General features: G+C 62.8%; 13 protein-coding genes. 7 read left to right on the top strand and 6 right to left on the bottom strand.

Annotated elements, in window-relative coordinates:
• Positions 1 to 72: 72 nt before the first annotated feature.
• Positions 73 to 1,554, top strand: coding sequence for an arginase family protein (locus tag KBY99_RS05810; RefSeq protein WP_254997942.1), 1,482 nt, complete (start codon positions 73 to 75; stop codon positions 1,552 to 1,554).
• 45 nt (positions 1,555 to 1,599) lie between these two features.
• Entirely contained in the window at positions 1,600 to 3,195 is a 1,596-nt protein-coding gene (locus KBY99_RS05805; protein ID WP_254997940.1) for an urea transporter, read from the top strand.
• A gap of 121 nt (positions 3,196 to 3,316) precedes the next feature.
• Here KBY99_RS05805 and KBY99_RS05800 read toward each other — a convergent pair whose 3' ends face one another.
• From KBY99_RS05800 to KBY99_RS05790, 3 genes are all read right to left on the bottom strand, one after another.
• Positions 3,317 to 3,541, bottom strand: a complete 225-nt coding sequence (locus KBY99_RS05800) for a hypothetical protein (protein WP_254929692.1) — start codon at positions 3,539 to 3,541, stop codon at positions 3,317 to 3,319.
• A gap of 61 nt (positions 3,542 to 3,602) precedes the next feature.
• Positions 3,603 to 4,529, bottom strand: a complete 927-nt coding sequence (locus KBY99_RS05795; protein ID WP_254997938.1) for a putative selenate ABC transporter substrate-binding protein — start codon at positions 4,527 to 4,529, stop codon at positions 3,603 to 3,605.
• Positions 4,530 to 4,546: 17 nt separating this feature from the next.
• Positions 4,547 to 5,737: a pyridoxal phosphate-dependent aminotransferase gene (locus KBY99_RS05790; RefSeq protein WP_254997936.1), complete on the bottom strand. Its 1,191-nt coding sequence runs from the start codon at positions 5,735 to 5,737 to the stop codon at positions 4,547 to 4,549.
• A 122-nt stretch (positions 5,738 to 5,859) separates the two neighbouring features.
• On the opposite strand from KBY99_RS05790, the gene KBY99_RS05785 reads away from it, so the two are divergent.
• From KBY99_RS05785 to KBY99_RS05775, 3 genes are all read left to right on the top strand, one after another.
• On the top strand, positions 5,860 to 6,483 hold the full coding sequence (locus tag KBY99_RS05785; protein WP_254997935.1) for a uracil-DNA glycosylase family protein: 624 nt from the start codon (positions 5,860 to 5,862) through the stop codon (positions 6,481 to 6,483).
• Between the two features lie 85 nt (positions 6,484 to 6,568).
• On the top strand, positions 6,569 to 7,780 hold the full coding sequence (gene ispG / locus KBY99_RS05780; protein ID WP_254997934.1) for a (E)-4-hydroxy-3-methylbut-2-enyl-diphosphate synthase: 1,212 nt from the start codon (positions 6,569 to 6,571) through the stop codon (positions 7,778 to 7,780).
• 93 nt (positions 7,781 to 7,873) lie between these two features.
• Complete coding sequence (locus KBY99_RS05775; protein ID WP_254997932.1) at positions 7,874 to 9,220, top strand: S41 family peptidase; 1,347 nt, start codon at positions 7,874 to 7,876, stop codon at positions 9,218 to 9,220.
• On the opposite strand, the gene KBY99_RS05770 is transcribed toward KBY99_RS05775, so the two are convergent.
• Entirely contained in the window at positions 9,199 to 9,831 is a 633-nt protein-coding gene (locus tag KBY99_RS05770; RefSeq protein ID WP_254997930.1) for a DUF3598 family protein, read from the bottom strand. The two genes, KBY99_RS05775 and KBY99_RS05770, sit on opposite strands and share 22 nt — an antisense overlap.
• Between KBY99_RS05770 and KBY99_RS05765 the strand changes: the two genes are divergently transcribed.
• The gene (locus tag KBY99_RS05765; RefSeq protein WP_315857965.1) at positions 9,819 to 10,106 is read left to right on the top strand and encodes a DUF6737 family protein; all 288 of its coding nucleotides are present in this window, start codon (positions 9,819 to 9,821) and stop codon (positions 10,104 to 10,106) included. The two genes, KBY99_RS05770 and KBY99_RS05765, sit on opposite strands and share 13 nt — an antisense overlap.
• Positions 10,107 to 10,141: 35 nt before the next feature.
• Here the strand turns inward: KBY99_RS05765 and KBY99_RS05760 are convergent, their stop codons facing one another.
• A complete protein-coding gene (locus tag KBY99_RS05760) occupies positions 10,142 to 10,315 on the bottom strand; it encodes a hypothetical protein (RefSeq protein WP_193486056.1) in 174 nt (57 codons plus the stop codon).
• Positions 10,316 to 10,414: 99 nt separating this feature from the next.
• Positions 10,415 to 13,987, bottom strand: a complete 3,573-nt coding sequence (gene mfd, locus KBY99_RS05755; RefSeq protein WP_254997928.1) for a transcription-repair coupling factor — start codon at positions 13,985 to 13,987, stop codon at positions 10,415 to 10,417.
• A 239-nt stretch (positions 13,988 to 14,226) separates the two neighbouring features.
• On the opposite strand from mfd, the gene KBY99_RS05750 reads away from it, so the two are divergent.
• Positions 14,227 to 14,859 carry a hypothetical protein gene (locus KBY99_RS05750; protein ID WP_254997926.1) on the top strand — a complete coding sequence of 211 codons (633 nt, stop codon included), beginning with the start codon at positions 14,227 to 14,229 and terminating at the stop codon, positions 14,857 to 14,859.
• Positions 14,860 to 14,892 lie beyond the last annotated feature (33 nt).

Below are 14,892 nucleotides of genomic sequence, written 5' to 3'. Positions count from 1 at the left end.
TATGTTGTGAATAAGGCAGGATTCGCTGATGTCAATTCAGGCAACCTGTTCAATCATTTTGATCCTTTTATAGTGTCAATATCCTCTCGCTCAGATGAATTCGTCGGTCTTTTTAGTCTGTTTGATCAAGACGGCGATGGGAAAATATCTGCGGATGAGGTGGAGCATGTTCTCGCCAGCATGGCTGGAGTGATTGCTATTGAAGATCGCCAAGCTCTGCGTGATCTGGTTGGCTGCCATGGGGAGGTGGAGTTGGCGGCTTTCAGTGGCTGGGCCCAAGGCCGGCCAGGTTTGGCTATCGCCTCCTGCCTGCGCGAGATCTTTGAATTAGTAGATAGTGATGGCAGCGGCAGCCTTAGTTTTCAGGAGCTGGAGGTGCTGCTTGCGGCCCTGGCGCCCTCCTGCGCCGATCTACCAGAGGCAGATCGGTTGCTGGCAGCCCTCGATCGAGATGGGGATAATTGCATCAGCGTTGAAGAATTTCTGCAGCTACTCGAAGCCGATGCGGTGATCGAGCTTTCGCTGGCAGATCTGAAGCGACTGAAAAAGACCCTGGCTCAGTATGTAAGCGCCTCCAGCCGCTCCAGGGTTGCCTTGGTGGAGGTCGATTGTGACCTTGGTGCTGGCACGCCGGGAGCTGGTTCTGGCATTGATTTGCTCAAGCAGGCCGCTGCCCGTCAGCAGGGGCTGCGCCAAATCAGCGATCGGTTGATTGAGGAAATCAAAGGTCAGACAAGGCCTGGAGCACGAGCCGCGGAGCTGGGCTCCGCCACCTCCACCCCCCACGCACGCCATATCGAGACGATTGCCGGAGTGATGCGGGAGGCGGCCGCCTTGGTGGCCTCCACCCTGGAGCGCGGATTGTTCCCAATCGTGATCGCTGGCGATCATTCCACGGCTGCCGCCACCATCGCCGGCATTCGCCAGGCCCATCCCGATCGGCGCCTGGGCGTGGTGTGGATCGATGCCCATGCCGATATCCATTCTCCCTACACCACGCCCTCCGGCAACATGCACGGCATGCCTTTGGCCATTGCCTCGGCTCACGACAACACCATTGAGGCCATCAACGAGCCCGATTCAACGACCAGGTTGCTTTGGCAAGAGCTCCAATATCTCAATGGCACAGGATCGCCGTCGATCCTGCTTGAAGATCTAATTTATGTGGCAGTACGTGATACGGAGCCTGCTGAAAATTTCACGCTTGAGCATTTCTCCATCCCGGTCATTACTACAGACGATGTTCGGCGATTGGGGCCAGAGCAGGCAGCTCAGCGCTGTCTAGATCATCTCAGCCAAGTCGAATTGATCTATGTGAGCTTCGATGTGGATTCCATGGACTCCACTATCTGCAAGGGCACCGGCACGCCCGTGCCTGGTGGTCTTTGGGCTGATGAGGCTCGCCAGCTCACCCGGTCCCTGCTGGCAGATCCCAGGGTTTGCTGCTGGGAAATCTGTGAAATCAACCCCCATCTAGATAGTCTTAATACCTTGGCTGAAGTGTCACTTAGCGTTTACCAGGATGTGTTAAAGGTGCTCGACGCCCGCCTCTAGGCCGTGGACAGGTCTGTGAAATCGGCTTTTGAGCTGCTTAGAGATTTGCTCGAGCCTGCTTTTGACCTCCCCTCCAGGCTTCAACAGCTGCTGCCCACCATGGGCACCCTGCATCAGCTGCATGGCCCTGTCGCGCGACTGAACCCCGGCCTGGTTTCGCTGCTGGCAGGTTTGCGAGGCTTTGCCCAGGTGATCTTCATCAACAATCCCCTCAGTGGGCTGGTGTTGTTGCTCGCCTTTCTGGTGCAGTCACCTTGGTTTGCCCTGTTGGCCCTGCTGGGTACCGCAGCTTCCCACTGCACAGCTCGGCTCCTCCGCTTGGCGGAGGGGTTGCGGAGCGAGGGTATCTACGGCTTCAACGGCGCCTTGGTGGGCTGCGCCGTCGCCAATTTTGCCCAGTTCGATCGCCCCCTCTCCAGCCTGATTTGGGCTGCTTTGGTGGTGCTTGGTGGTGCGCTGACCACCTTGCTGCTTGAGGGGCTGGGCAGGGGAATCAACCGTTCCATGGGGCTACCACCACTCACCCTGCCGTTCATTCTTGTTACATGGGGCTTACTGGGATTGGCTTCCCTTGCGCCTGGGGCGGCATTGGCGCTGGCCGAACCGGTCCCGATGCCCGAGCTGGCCAGCACCTCACAGGCCCTCGTCCATGGGCTGCTCCGATCCGCGGGTCAGGTTTTTCTCTGCTCCAACCCCTGGAGTGGCCTGCTGGTTTTCTTTGCCACAGCCCTCGCCAGCCCCCTGGCGGCGGGACTGGGTTTGCTTGGTGCCCTGGTTGGCATGGCAACCGCCCTTCTGCTCAATGCCCCTGTGGTGGCGATCGCCCAGGGCCTCTGGGGATACAACGGCTTGCTGGTGGCGATCGCCTTGGGGGGGATTTTTTACGCCCCCAGCTGGGCCAGCTTGGCGGTGGGTCTGGGAGGTGCGGCTTTGGCGAGCCTGTTCCAGTGCGGTTGGAGCTTGTCTCCAGCTCAGGGCTGGCCTTCGCTCACCTTGGCTTTTGTGCTTGCCACCTGGGTGATTCAGCTGCTGGTGCGTCGTGCCTTGCCGGCTCTGATTCCGGTTTCGCTGCACGCCATCTTGACCCCGGAGGAGCATCGCCAGCGCTTTGTGTTGGCCCGCACCCTGCTAGCCGATTTTCGTCAAAACCTGCACCTGGCAATCAGCGGCCAGCGCCGCGCTTTTTTGGCTGGACGGGTTCCGGCGCCAATGCGGCAACAAATGTCGGCCCTGTTTCAGCGACTCGATCAAGACGGCAATGGCGATATCAGTGCGGCGGAGCTCCTCGATGGTCTGGGGATTGATCCCCAGCAAGACGGAGAGGGTGGAGTGCTGGCAGTCCAGCTGGCTGGGGTCTTGCAGGTCATGGACCTCGATGGGGATGGCCGGGTGGATGCCGAGGAGTTTGGTGAGCTGATGCTTCGCCTGCAGCGCTTGCACCTTGGCGAGGCTCGGCTGCTCAACTATTTGCTGCCAGTCGATGCCAATGGCGATGACCGGCTTGATCCGGCCGAGCTCAGGCGTCTGCTGGCCAGTGTGGGCGTACGTCCCCTTAAGGCTGAGGAGGAGTCCTTCCTCTTCAGCCGCTCTCCCGATGGCCTCAGCTGGCTCCAGTTTGTAGACCAGCTGCTACTTACATGAACCGGCCATACCAAACTGAGCGCTCCTTCAGACCAGGGTGAGGCGGTAAACGATCAGCGCCAGGATCAGAGCCACTAAGGACACCTCAATCAGATCAGGGCCGCGGGGATTCATTGACGTTTCAGGTGCGCCGCCGGTGCAGGCTGGCCGCTGATGGCAGGGCCAGGGCTAGGGCGAGGGCGGGAATCTCAATCAGCAGTTGGCCGTTGCCGAAGGTGATGAAGGCCAGATCAAGAAAGGCGATGCTGCGCAGAAACAGGGACCAAGCCTCATCGCCTTCATTATTGGCGCGGCTCCAAAGCACAAAGCCTGCCAGCAGCAAGACCAAATCAATCAACCAGACCACGGATCTGAGGCGCTGGAGAAAGTTGATTCTGAATGCTGCTGGAGCCAAACGCCGGCCTGTGTCAGCGGATCTTGCCGATTTGCCGCCCCACCTGCTCGATCTGCTTGTATTCGTCCGGCTTCACCGTGGTGAATTGCTGGGCACCAAACAGGCTCAAGATCTGCTTTTGCTCTGGGTCAGTGGGTCGCCAGCTGATGATCGACTGGCGCAGCTTGGCGCTGAAGCCCTTGCCGAATCGCTGGTCGAGGTTGGGCTGGCCCAGCCATAGGTAGTCGGGGTAGCTGGGGGTGCGCCAGATCTGCACCACCTTGCTGCGGTTGGCCTTGCCGCTGCGCAGGTTGCTCTTCCACACCTGCTCATTGACGGCGCCAGCGTCGTAGGTGCCGCTCTGTACCAGGGCGATGGTGGCGTCGTGGCTGCCACTGAAGCCGGGGGCTCCGCCGGCGAAATCAGCCAACTTGACGCCGGCCTGTGCGAGGAAGTACTGGGGCATCAGCCGGCCGGAGGTGGAGCTTTCCGAGCCAAAGGTGAAGCGCTTGCCTTTAAGGGCCACTAGCCCCTTCTGGTTCTGGATCGGCTTGATGCCGCTGCGGGCATTGGCGATAAACACGGTGTAAAACTGCGCATCGATGTCTCGCTGGGCAAGCATCTGGGCACCGGGTTTCTGCAGGCTGGCCTGCACACCGGTGAGACCGCCAAACCAGACCAGATCAAGACTGCCGGTGCGGAAGGCGCTAACAGCAGCTGCGTAATCGGTGACGGGCACATAGCTGACCTTTACCCCTAGTTGCTGGCTTAGCTCATCGGCCACCAGGCCGTAAAGGCGATTTAGCTTCTCAGGGTTCTGGTCGGGGATGGCACCGATGCGCAGCACCTGCTGGGCTTCGGCCGCCGGCAGCAGGGAGGCGGGCACGGGGGGAAGGACCGCCGGTAGCAGGGCTAGGCAAAGCCCTGTAAATGCGGCGGTCAAACGTTCTCGGGTGGACATTTTTTTGGAAAGGGGAATCAGAGGGCAGCCAGAAAGCGCCGCAGACGCGCCAGGCCATCCTCAATCGTGGCAGGCCCGGCAGCGCAGGAAAGCCGAATGCAGCGGTCGTCGCCGAAGGCAACTCCAGGTACCACCGCTAGGCCCACCTCATCGAGCAGCCGGTTGCACAGGGTCATGGAATCGAGGCCGAAGCCGCTTACATCGGGGAAGGCATAGAACGCCCCCTCAGGCGGAAGCAGTTTCAATCCTGCGATAGCCATCAGGCCCGCGCTGAGCAGGCTGCGGCGCTCGTTGAACTGGGCCGCCATGGCGCCCACGCAGTCGCGGGGTGCTTCGATCGCAGCCAGGGCACCGAACTGGGCAAAGCTGCAGACGTTGCTGGTGCTCTGGCTCTGCAGGGCGCTGGCGGCGGCCACCACGGGCTGGGGGCCGGCCAGCCAGCCAATGCGCCAACCGGTCATGGCCCAGCCCTTGGCGAAGCCATTCACCGTGAAGACGCGATCGGCCAGGTCTGGTGCCACGGCGGCAAAGCTGTGGTGGGTGTGGCCTGGGGCTAGCAGGAATTCATAGATCTCATCGCACACAACGGCCACCTGGGGATGGCGGCGCAGCACGGCGGCGATCGCCTCCAGCTCAGGCCGGCTCAGCACCATGCCGGTGGGATTGCCGGGGCTGTTGAGCACAAGCAACTTGCTGGCTGGAGTGATGGCTGCCTCCAGTTGGGCCGGATCGAGGCGGAAGCCTTGGGCCGCTGAGCTGGGCAGCATGGTCACCGTGGCGCCGGCCAGCTTGGCTATTTCTGGATAGCTGAGCCAGTAGGGCGCAGGTAGCAGCAGCTCGTCGCCGGGCTCGAGCAGCACCTGGAACAGGTTGTAGAGCGCCTGCTTGCCGCCGTTGGTGACGAGCACCTGCTGGGCGGTGGTGGGTATGCCGTTTTCAGTGCTGAGCTTGGCGGCTATCGCATCGCGCAGGGCAGGCTCGCCGGCGGCCGGGCCGTAGCGGGTGTGGCCTGCCTCCAGAGCAGCCGTGGCGGCCTGGCGGATGAAGGCCGGGGTGTCGAAATCAGGCTCGCCGGCGCTGAGGCTGCAGATGTCCTGACCATCGGCCTTGAGGGCCTTGGCTCGGGCGGCAATGGCCAGGGTGAGGGAGGGCTGGAGGGCCCGGGCCCGGTCAGAGAGGGCCGGAGTGGTGGTGGGCGCGGCGGTCATCCCTGTGTCCGGCATCAGGACGCGCGGCTTCAGCACTGGCTGGCATCCTGCCTTACGGATTTGCCGCGTACGGTTCAAAGGGGCACGAAATGGCCAGCTAGTTACACGTTGATGGTTTTGCCGTGACGACATCTACCCCTGCAGCGCCCGATCCCCTGGGGCAGTTGCTGCTCGATTGCGCAGCCTGTCGCCGCTGTGATCTGGCCGCGGACAGGCAGCAGGTGGTGGTGAGTCGGGGCAATCCCGCCGCCCGACTGATGTTGATCGGCGAGGGACCCGGCGCTCAGGAAGACAGCGCTGGCTTGCCTTTTGTGGGTCGCTCCGGCCAGCTGCTCGATCAGCTGCTGGCTGCCGCTGGCATCGACAGCAACCGAGATGCCTACGTGGCCAATGTGGTCAAGTGCCGCCCCCCCGGCAACCGCAAGCCCAAACCCATGGAGCTGGCCGCCTGCCGCCCCTGGCTTGATCATCAGATCGCTTTAGTGAATCCGGCCGTGATCCTGCTGGTGGGGGCAACGGCGCTGGAGGGGGTGCTGGGAATTAAGGGCGGCATCACCAGCCTGCGGGGCCAGTGGCACGCCAGCGAGATTGAAATTTTGCGGGGCCGGCGCCTGATGCCGGTCCTGCATCCCTCCTATCTGCTGCGCTTTAACTCGCAGGCCGAGGGCTCGCCCCGCGCGCTCACGGCAGCCGACTTCCAGGAGGTACGCCGATCCTTTTCTGGCCAATCCCGCCCGCCTTGCTGAACTGCTCAATCCGTTTGACACCCTCGTCGCTTGAGCGGCTTTTGTGACAGGCTTTGCCCTTCCCGGCCCCCCGCTTCACCCAGCCATGACCGGCACCCCGGCTTCCTACGACACCCCGGCTCGCTACGACACCTTGATTCACCGGCGCCAGACCCGCAGCGTGCGGGTGGGAGACATCTGGATCGGTAGCGACCACCCGGTGGCGGTGCAGTCGATGATCAACGAGGACACCCTTGATATCGAAGGGGCTACGGCCGGTATCCGGCGGCTTCATGAGGTCGGTTGCGAAATCGTGCGACTTACGGTGCCTTCCCTGGCCCACGCCAAGGCGGTAAAAGAAATTCGCCAGCGATTGGAAGACACCTATCAGCCGGTGCCACTGGTGGCCGACGTGCACCACAACGGCATGAAGATTGCCCTGGAGGTTGCCCAGCACGTCGACAAGGTGCGGATCAACCCGGGTCTGTTTGTGTTCGACAAGCCCGACCCAAATCGCACCGAATTCAGCCCCGAGGAGGTATGTGCTATCGGTGAGCGCATCGCCGAAACATTTGAACCGTTGGTTCAATTGCTCAAGCAGGAGGACAAGGCCCTGCGCATCGGTGTCAACCATGGCTCCCTGGCTGAGCGGATGTTGTTCAGCTACGGCGACACGCCCCTGGGCATGGTGGAGAGCGCCATGGAATTCATCCGCATCTGCGACCGGCTCGACTTCCACAACATCGTGGTTTCAATGAAGGCCTCGCGGGCTCCGGTGATGATGGCCGCCTACCGAATGATGGCCGACCGCATGGATGCGGAGGGCTTCCCCTACCCCCTGCATTTGGGAGTCACCGAGGCAGGCGATGGCGACTATGGGCGAATTAAAAGTACCGCCGGCATTGCGCCCTTGCTGGCTGAGGGTCTAGGCGACACGATCCGGGTGTCACTCACTGAGGCCCCCGAGAAGGAAATTCCTGTTTGCTACTCGATCTTGCAAGCCTTGGGGCTGCGCAAGACGATGGTGGAATACGTGGCCTGCCCCAGTTGCGGCCGCACCCTGTTCAACTTGGAGGAGGTGCTGCATCAGGTGCGCAACGCCACCGCCCATCTCACTGGCCTCGATATCGCCGTGATGGGTTGCATCGTTAATGGTCCGGGCGAAATGGCCGACGCCGACTACGGTTATGTGGGTAAAATCCCCGGCACCATCTCTCTGTATCGGGGCCGCGACGAGATCCGGCGGGTGCCGGAGGCTGAGGGAGTGGCAGCCCTGATCGCCCTGATCAAGGAGGACGGTCGCTGGGTTGATCCCTGAGCGCCTGCTCACTTCCGGTAACCCGCCCCGGTTGGGGTTGGATAACGGCGCTAGCTTGAGAAGACGTTTCCCGGGCCCTGACGGCTCTTCCAGATGGCCAGCCCCCGCGCCAGCATGTTTGTGCTGGTTGGCATAGGCGCTTGTGCGGCCACGGCGGTAGTGGCTAGGGAAGTGGTGACCCCTCCCGGGGGCTCATCCCGCATCAGCGACAGCCCCAAGGAAGTAATCGACCAGACCTGGCAGATAGTCTTCCGCGACTATCTGGATATCAACGGCAAGTACAAGCCAGAGCAATGGCGCAGCCTGCGACGCGACGTGCTAGCCAAGAGTTACGGCAGCTCTAAGGAGGCCTATGAAGCGATCCGGGGCATGCTCGGCAGCCTTGATGACCCTTACACCCGTTTTCTCGATCCACGGGAATTCAAGGAGATGCAGATCGACACCTCCGGAGAACTCTCCGGGGTGGGAATCCAGCTGAGCCTGGATAAGGAAACAAAAAATCTGGTGGTGGTTTCACCGATTGAAGGTTCGCCCGCTTCGCGAGCTGGCGTTCAGCCCAAGGATGTGATTGTGGCGATCGACGGCAAGTCGACCAAGGGCATGAGTACTGAGGATGCCGTCAAGCTGATCCGTGGTCAGGCGGGCACCACGGTGACCCTCACCCTCAAGCGCAAGGCTCAGACCCTGGAGTTGCCCCTTACTCGGGAGCGCATTGAGCTCCATGCCGTCGACCACCAGATCAACACCAGTGCTGATGGCGTCAAGGTGGGTTATATCCGCCTCAAGCAATTCAATGCCACCGCCACCAAGGACATGCGCCAGGCGGTTAAGGACCTCGAAGAAAAGGGGGCCCAAGGTTATGTGCTCGATCTGCGCAGCAACCCAGGCGGCCTGCTGATGGCAAGCGTGGAGATTGCTCGCCAGTGGCTAAACGAAGGCACGATCGTTTCCACCAAAACCCGTGATGGCATCCAGGATGTCAAGCGCGCCAACGGCCGTGCCCTCACCACCAAGCCCATGGTGGTGCTGGTCAATGAGGGTTCAGCTAGCGCCAGCGAAATTCTCTCCGGCGCCCTGCAGGACAACAACCGGGCGGTGCTGGTGGGCCAGAAAACCTTCGGTAAGGGCTTGGTGCAGTCGGTGCGGGGGCTATCTGATGGCTCCGGGATGACCGTGACCATCGCCAAATACCTCACCCCCAGTGGCCGCGACATCCACAAGCACGGCATCGACCCTGATGTGACGGCAAAAATGACTGAGCTCGAGGCCCAGCGCCTCAAGCTCGAGGATCTCGGCACCAAGAAGGACAGCCAATACCGGGTGGCGGAATCCACGCTGGTCAAACGGCTTCGCAATGCAAACAGCGTGGAGAAGGCCTACAACCCACGCAGCGCCAATGTGCCGGCGGCCGTGGCCCCTCAGGACTCCAGCGCGCCGTAGGCGCTGTAGCGCCTGCGAATTTCCAGGTGAATACCCGGTTCGGCCTCCCAGCACAGGCCTACTTCTTCTGACACTCCAGACTGCCGGCGATCCGCCGTTTGGAGGGTTATGCCTAACGCTGCCGGCAGGCTCCAGATCAAGCCTGGGCCAGTGGGGGCCGGGCTAGCTAGGGCCTGCAGCGGCGCGGGAGGTAATGGTTCCTCCAACCCTGACCTCGCCTCGCTTACAACCACCAGCGATTCGAGCCGTTCGCTGCCATGACGAATCACGGCGCGGCGGCGGCGCTCGCCCCACACCAAGCAGAGCTCGCTCACCCAGGGCCAGGCACCGATGCGATCGGGGCCCAGGCTCCAGTGCCCCTCTGGGCTGATTTGCATTTCCGCCGGAGGCTCATCAAAATCCATTGAGCGCACCTGGCCAGTGCTGATGTTGGTCAACGCCGCCACTACTTTGCCGCCCTGGTCTTGCACTGAAAGCTGGCTTTTGAAGCGCTCCCGCTCCAGGCCATGGCAATCACAGCAAATGAAGCAGCCATGCCAATCGCCCGAGTTGTGGGTGAGCAAGATTTCACGCCGCATCTGGGCAGTAAGCGGCGAGGATGGCGTATTCATATGGAAATTTGGTGGCTGTGCCGCTTGATTCGACCCCAGCCCAAATGAACCACCCTGCATCTATTTGGGAGATGAAGCCCTGGTGGTGCCAGCCCTGGAGCATCATGCTCACCGGTGCAGTTGTGGTGGCAGGGAGCTGGTTGCTAGTTCAGCGCTGGTGGATCACCGCGCCTATAGCCATAGGGGTGCTGGCTTGGTGGATGCTTTTTCTGGTTGTGGTGCCGGCTGGCTATCAGGCCGAACTCCGGGCTGCTGAAGAACCTGAAAAGCTTTGAACTCCGCTTGATTTCAAGCGCATAACTAGCCGAAATCAGGCTACCGGCTGCATCAGTCCACCGCCTGGGCCGGAATCGTCGTCATCGTTGTTGTTGCCGGGACCAGGTTGAAGCAGGGCGTACATGCCGATCGCCAGGAGGCTCACCACTCCAGAAACGAGACTGAACCCGCCACCTAGGCCTGAACCCGCTCCGATCACTTCGCCCATGGATCGCCGTTACACAACTTCTCATGAATGTAACGGATTTTTGCGGGACCTGGTCGGATTAAGGGGTCCTTGGGCCCAAGGCCGGCTCGCTTGCGGCGTCTACACCGCCAGCACCTCTTCGTTGCGGGCCTTGAGCTGCTCGCGCCGCTGGGCTTCGGTGAGGCCATCGCTGCCTGGGATCTGCTCCGCCATTTGGTTGAGCCAGCCCATCAGCTCCTCGAGCTGCTTCTCAGCAGGCAGCACCCCCAGGCCCCGGGCCAGCACCTTGGCAGTGGCGCCCGATCCGGGCTGAAACACCAGGCGGCCATGGAGGTGCTGGGGCAGGCCTTGGCGCAGTAGGCGGAAGGCGGGCTCCTCCATGGGGGTTTCCAGGGCGATGTTGGGTTTTTCCGGCTTGATGCGGGAGAAGCCGCAGCGCTTGGCCACCAGCTTCAGCTCCATCAGCTGCAACAGCGAGATCACCGGCGCCGGAATGGCGCCATAGCGATCCACCCAGCCGGTGGCCAGCTCCAGCAACTCCTCCTTGCCGCCGCACTCGGCGGCGGCCCGGTAGGCGGCGATCTTCTCGTCGTTTTCCGTGATCCAATCACCTGGGATGAAGGCGGTCACAGGCAGGTCGATCTGGGTGTCTTCCACCACTGGGATGTCCTGGCCTTGGATTTCAGCCAGCGACTCCTGCAGCATCTCCATATAAAGGTCGAAGCCGATGGTTTCCATCTGGCCGCTCTGCTCCACCCCCAGCAGGTTGCCGACGCCACGGATCTCCATATCGCGCATGGCCAGCTGGTAGCCGGATCCCAGCTGGGCGAATTCCTGAATCGCCCGCAGCCGTTGCCGTGCCGCTTCGCTCAGGGAGGCATTGCCGGGATAAAACAGCCAGGCATGGGCCTGGATACCGCTGCGGCCCACCCGTCCTCGCAGTTGATAAAGCTGGGCTAGGCCGAACTTGTGGGCGTCCTCGATCAGGATCGTGTTCACCCGGGGGATGTCAAGGCCGCTCTCCACGATCGTGGTGCAGAGCATCAGGTCTGCTTCGCCGGCGTTGAACGCCACCATGGCGCTCTCCAGCTCGCCTTCGGCCATCTGGCCGTGGGCGACCAGCAGCCGCAGGCCCGGGATCATTAGCCGCAGGCCGGAGGCCACGTCTTCGATACCCTCCACCCTCGGCACCACGTAAAAGATCTGGCCGCCGCGGTCGAGCTCCTGGCGGATGGCGCTGCGCACCGCCTCCTCGTCGAGGGCGGCCAGGTGGGTCTTGATTGGCCGGCGCAGCGGTGGTGGTGTGGTGATCAGGCTCATCTCCCGCACACCGGAAAGGCTCATGTAGAGGGTGCGGGGGATCGGCGTGGCTGAAAGGGTCAGCACGTCTACGTCTTTTCTCAGCGCCTTGATCTTTTCTTTCTGGTTGACGCCAAAGCGCTGCTCCTCATCCACCACCAGCAGACCCAGCTGCTTGAAGCCAGTGCTTTTGGAGAGCAGCTGGTGGGTGCCCACCACCACATCGACCGTGCCTTGGCCCAATCCTTCCAGGATTGTTTTGCGTTCGGCGGTTGTGCGGAAGCGATTTAGCAGGCTCACCTTCATCGGGTAGGGCGCAAAGCGCTCCGAAAGGGAGCGCCAGTGCTGCTGCGCCAGCACCGTGGTGGGGGCCAGCATCGCCACCTGCTTGCCCGCCGTGACCGCCTTGAAGATGGCCCGGATCGCCACCTCGGTTTTGCCGAAGCCCACGTCGCCGCACACCAGCCGGTCCATCGGCTGGGGCTGCTCCATATCCCGCTTGACATCGGCGATGGCCTTCACCTGGTCGGGGGTGGGCTCGTAGGGGAAGGAGTCTTCGAGTTCGTGCTGCCAGGGGCCGTCTGCGGGGAAGGCGAAGCCCGGTGCCTGGTGGCGCTCGGCGTAGAGCTTGACCAGATCCACCGCCACCTTGCGCACGGCCTTTTTGGCGCGCTCCTTGGCCTTGGCCCAGGCCGTGCCGCCCATGCGGTTGAGTTCTGGAGGCGCATCGGTGCTGGCGCGGTACCGGCCGAGGCTGCCCAGCTGGTCGGCGGCAACCCGCAATAGGCCGTCGGCGTATTGCACCACCAGGTAGTCGCGGGATTCGCCGCCGATTGCCAGCTTTTCCAGCTTCAGAAACTTGCCGACGCCGTGGTTGCGATGCACCACGAAATCGCCCGGCTGCATCTTGCCCGGATCCACGGTGCGGCTAGCAGCCTTGCGGCGCCGGCGCACGTAGCCGCTGGCGGCCAGGGCGTGCTGGCCAAAAAACTCCCGGTCGGTGATCAGCACCAGCCGCCAGGCCGGTAGCTGCAGCCCTTCGAGCTCGGCCGTGCCCTTGGTTTTCAGGGCCACCGGCGTGGCCTGCTCCACCAGTCGGTCGATGGCCGGAAAGTCGGCCGGATTGGGCACGAAGCGGGTGACGCAGTCGTGTTCCTCCAGCAGGGCTACCGCCCGAGAGGGCTGGGCCGATAGCAGCCAGACCGTGGCTTTCTCGGCCACAAAGCCCTTCACCAGGCCGGCCAGCTTGCCGAAGGCGTTGGGGTAGGCCGGCACCGAGCGGGAGGCCAGGTCAAAGCTGTTGGGGTGCTGGTCGGTTTCGTGCAGCTCCGCCAGATCGAAACCCGCAAAAACCTCCGCCTGCTCCAGGGCGTCTGCCGCGGGGCGATGCAGGAGCGGCGGCAGGGTGGTTGGCGCCGCGCTGGCATCTAGTTCCAGCTCCTTCACCACGTCGGCGTAGTGGTCGCAGGCATGGTCAAACCACTGCTGGCCATGGGAGAGGCAGTGGCGCCGCTCATCGATCGCGATCAGGGTGTGGGCCGGCAAATAATCCAGTAGGGAGGCCGGCTGCTGCCAAGCCAGGCCCATCAGCCGCCGCATGCCCTCCGGGGTGCCCCCTTCGAGTAGCTGCTCGAGGGCCTCAGGGCTGAGCATTTGCTCGAGCCCATCTGGCATCGACTCGCGCAGGGCATCGGCGATCAGGGGGCCGTAGCCGGTGGGTGTGAGTCGCACCACCTCGATGGCGTCTAGGGAGCGCTGGGAGGCGGGATCGAATTCCCGCAGTTTCTCCAGTTCTTCGCCAAACAGCTCCAGCCGCACGGGCAGCTCGGCACTCACTGGAAACACATCAACGATGTCGCCGCGCCGGCTCCAGCTGCCCTCCTGCTCGATGGTGGGCACCCGTTCGTAGCCCAGCCGGCTGAGGGTGGTGGCGAGCTGTTCAAGGTCGATCGTGTCGCCCTTACGCAGGCTCAGGCATTGATCCCGCAGCGTTTCGGGAGGCGGCAGGTGCGGCTGCAGGGCCCTTTCCGTTGCCACGATTGCCAGGCGGCGGGGGGCATCCAGCAGTTCGCTGAGCACCTGCAACTGGCCCCAGGTGATTTCGCTGGTGGGGTCAAAGGGCTCGTAGGGGCTGCCCTCGCTGGTGGGGTAGAGCTGGCAGCTGTTCCACCCCATCAGCTCCAGCAGCGCTGCCCAGCGGCCCGCTTCCTCCAGGGTCGGAACCAGAACAAGCAAGGGCGCCTCGGCAGCCCCGGCCAGGGCGCTGCTCACCAGGGCCCGCGCACTGCGCCCCGCCCCACTGAGCCGCAGGCGGTCGGCCCGCTGCAGACGCAGCAAAACCTCGCCGGTGAGGGGCACCTGCTGCAGCTGGCGCACCAGGGCGGTGAGGGGCATGGGGTCAGGGAATCTCAGAAGGCTCCGATCTTCGCAACTGGCATCAAAATGGTGTTGGTTGCCGCCAACTTCTGCTTCGACTTCACTGTCTGTCCAAGACCAACCGGCTGTGCAACACCAAGAGGCTGTTCAACACCAAGAGGCTGTTCAACACCAAGAGGCTGTTCCCTACTAACCGGCTGGCTAAGGCGCCAGCTGTGTTGGCGCTGGGAGGCTTGCTGGCTCTGCTGGGGGCTTGCTTGGCAAGCGAGCCTGCGCGCCCAACGGCCCAGGCGGCAGGTCTGCTGCCTAAAAAGGAGGCGGCTTTGCTGCAGCAACTGGCAACAGCTGATCGTCAGTGGCTGCCGCGGGCTGAAACCCTGCCCAGTGGAGCGGTGCGCTACCACTACCTCCGCCGGACCAACGAACCCAGGCTGTCTGTGGCGGAGCTTCGGGCTCTAATAGCCAACCCGCCCAGCTTTGGGGCCGAGCGCCTGGCGATCGGTGAGCTGCTCATGGTGCTGGCCAAAGCCGGGGTGCGTCTGGAGCTGGCTATGCCCCGCAAGCCTGGGGCGGCGGGGGAATGGGACCCGGCAGCACGCACCCTGCGCATTCAGCCCCGGGTGGTGGCTAAGGGCACTGTGGAATTTGCCCGGGTGCTCAACCATGAGGCGATTCACGTTGCCCAGAGCTGCAGCAACCGGGGATTACGTTCCCGCCCCCGGCCCCTGGGTCTGCCCTCAGCCTTGCCCGATCACCTGAATGGTGTGCTCAATGAATCCGTCTACAGCCAGGCATCGGAGCAGGAGCGGCAATTGGAGCGGGAGGCCTATGCCAATCAAACCCGCTTGAACTTGGGGGCCCAGTTGGTGCGCCGCCATTGCGGCACCTAAACGGTTGGGTTGGCCCGTTTGCGCAAAAGTTTT

Source organism: Cyanobium sp. Maggiore-St4-Cus, assembly GCF_024345615.1.
GTDB lineage: Bacteria > Cyanobacteriota > Cyanobacteriia > PCC-6307 > Cyanobiaceae > Cyanobium_A > Cyanobium_A usitatum.
This window is presented reverse-complemented; position numbering and strand designations above follow the sequence as displayed.

Coding starts and splice junctions, on each gene's coding strand:
- KBY99_RS05795 (WP_254997938.1), bottom strand. CDS start 4,529: ATGTCCACCCGAGAACGTTTGACCGCCGCATTTACAGGGCTTTGCCTA.
- KBY99_RS05765 (WP_315857965.1), top strand. CDS start 9,819: ATGGCGTATTCATATGGAAATTTGGTGGCTGTGCCGCTTGATTCGACC.
- ispG (WP_254997934.1), top strand. CDS start 6,569: ATGACCGGCACCCCGGCTTCCTACGACACCCCGGCTCGCTACGACACC.
- KBY99_RS05770 (WP_254997930.1), bottom strand. CDS start 9,831: ATGAATACGCCATCCTCGCCGCTTACTGCCCAGATGCGGCGTGAAATC.
- KBY99_RS05790 (WP_254997936.1), bottom strand. CDS start 5,737: ATGACCGCCGCGCCCACCACCACTCCGGCCCTCTCTGACCGGGCCCGG.
- KBY99_RS05760 (WP_193486056.1), bottom strand. CDS start 10,315: ATGGGCGAAGTGATCGGAGCGGGTTCAGGCCTAGGTGGCGGGTTCAGT.
- KBY99_RS05775 (WP_254997932.1), top strand. CDS start 7,874: ATGGCCAGCCCCCGCGCCAGCATGTTTGTGCTGGTTGGCATAGGCGCT.
- mfd (WP_254997928.1), bottom strand. CDS start 13,987: ATGCCCCTCACCGCCCTGGTGCGCCAGCTGCAGCAGGTGCCCCTCACC.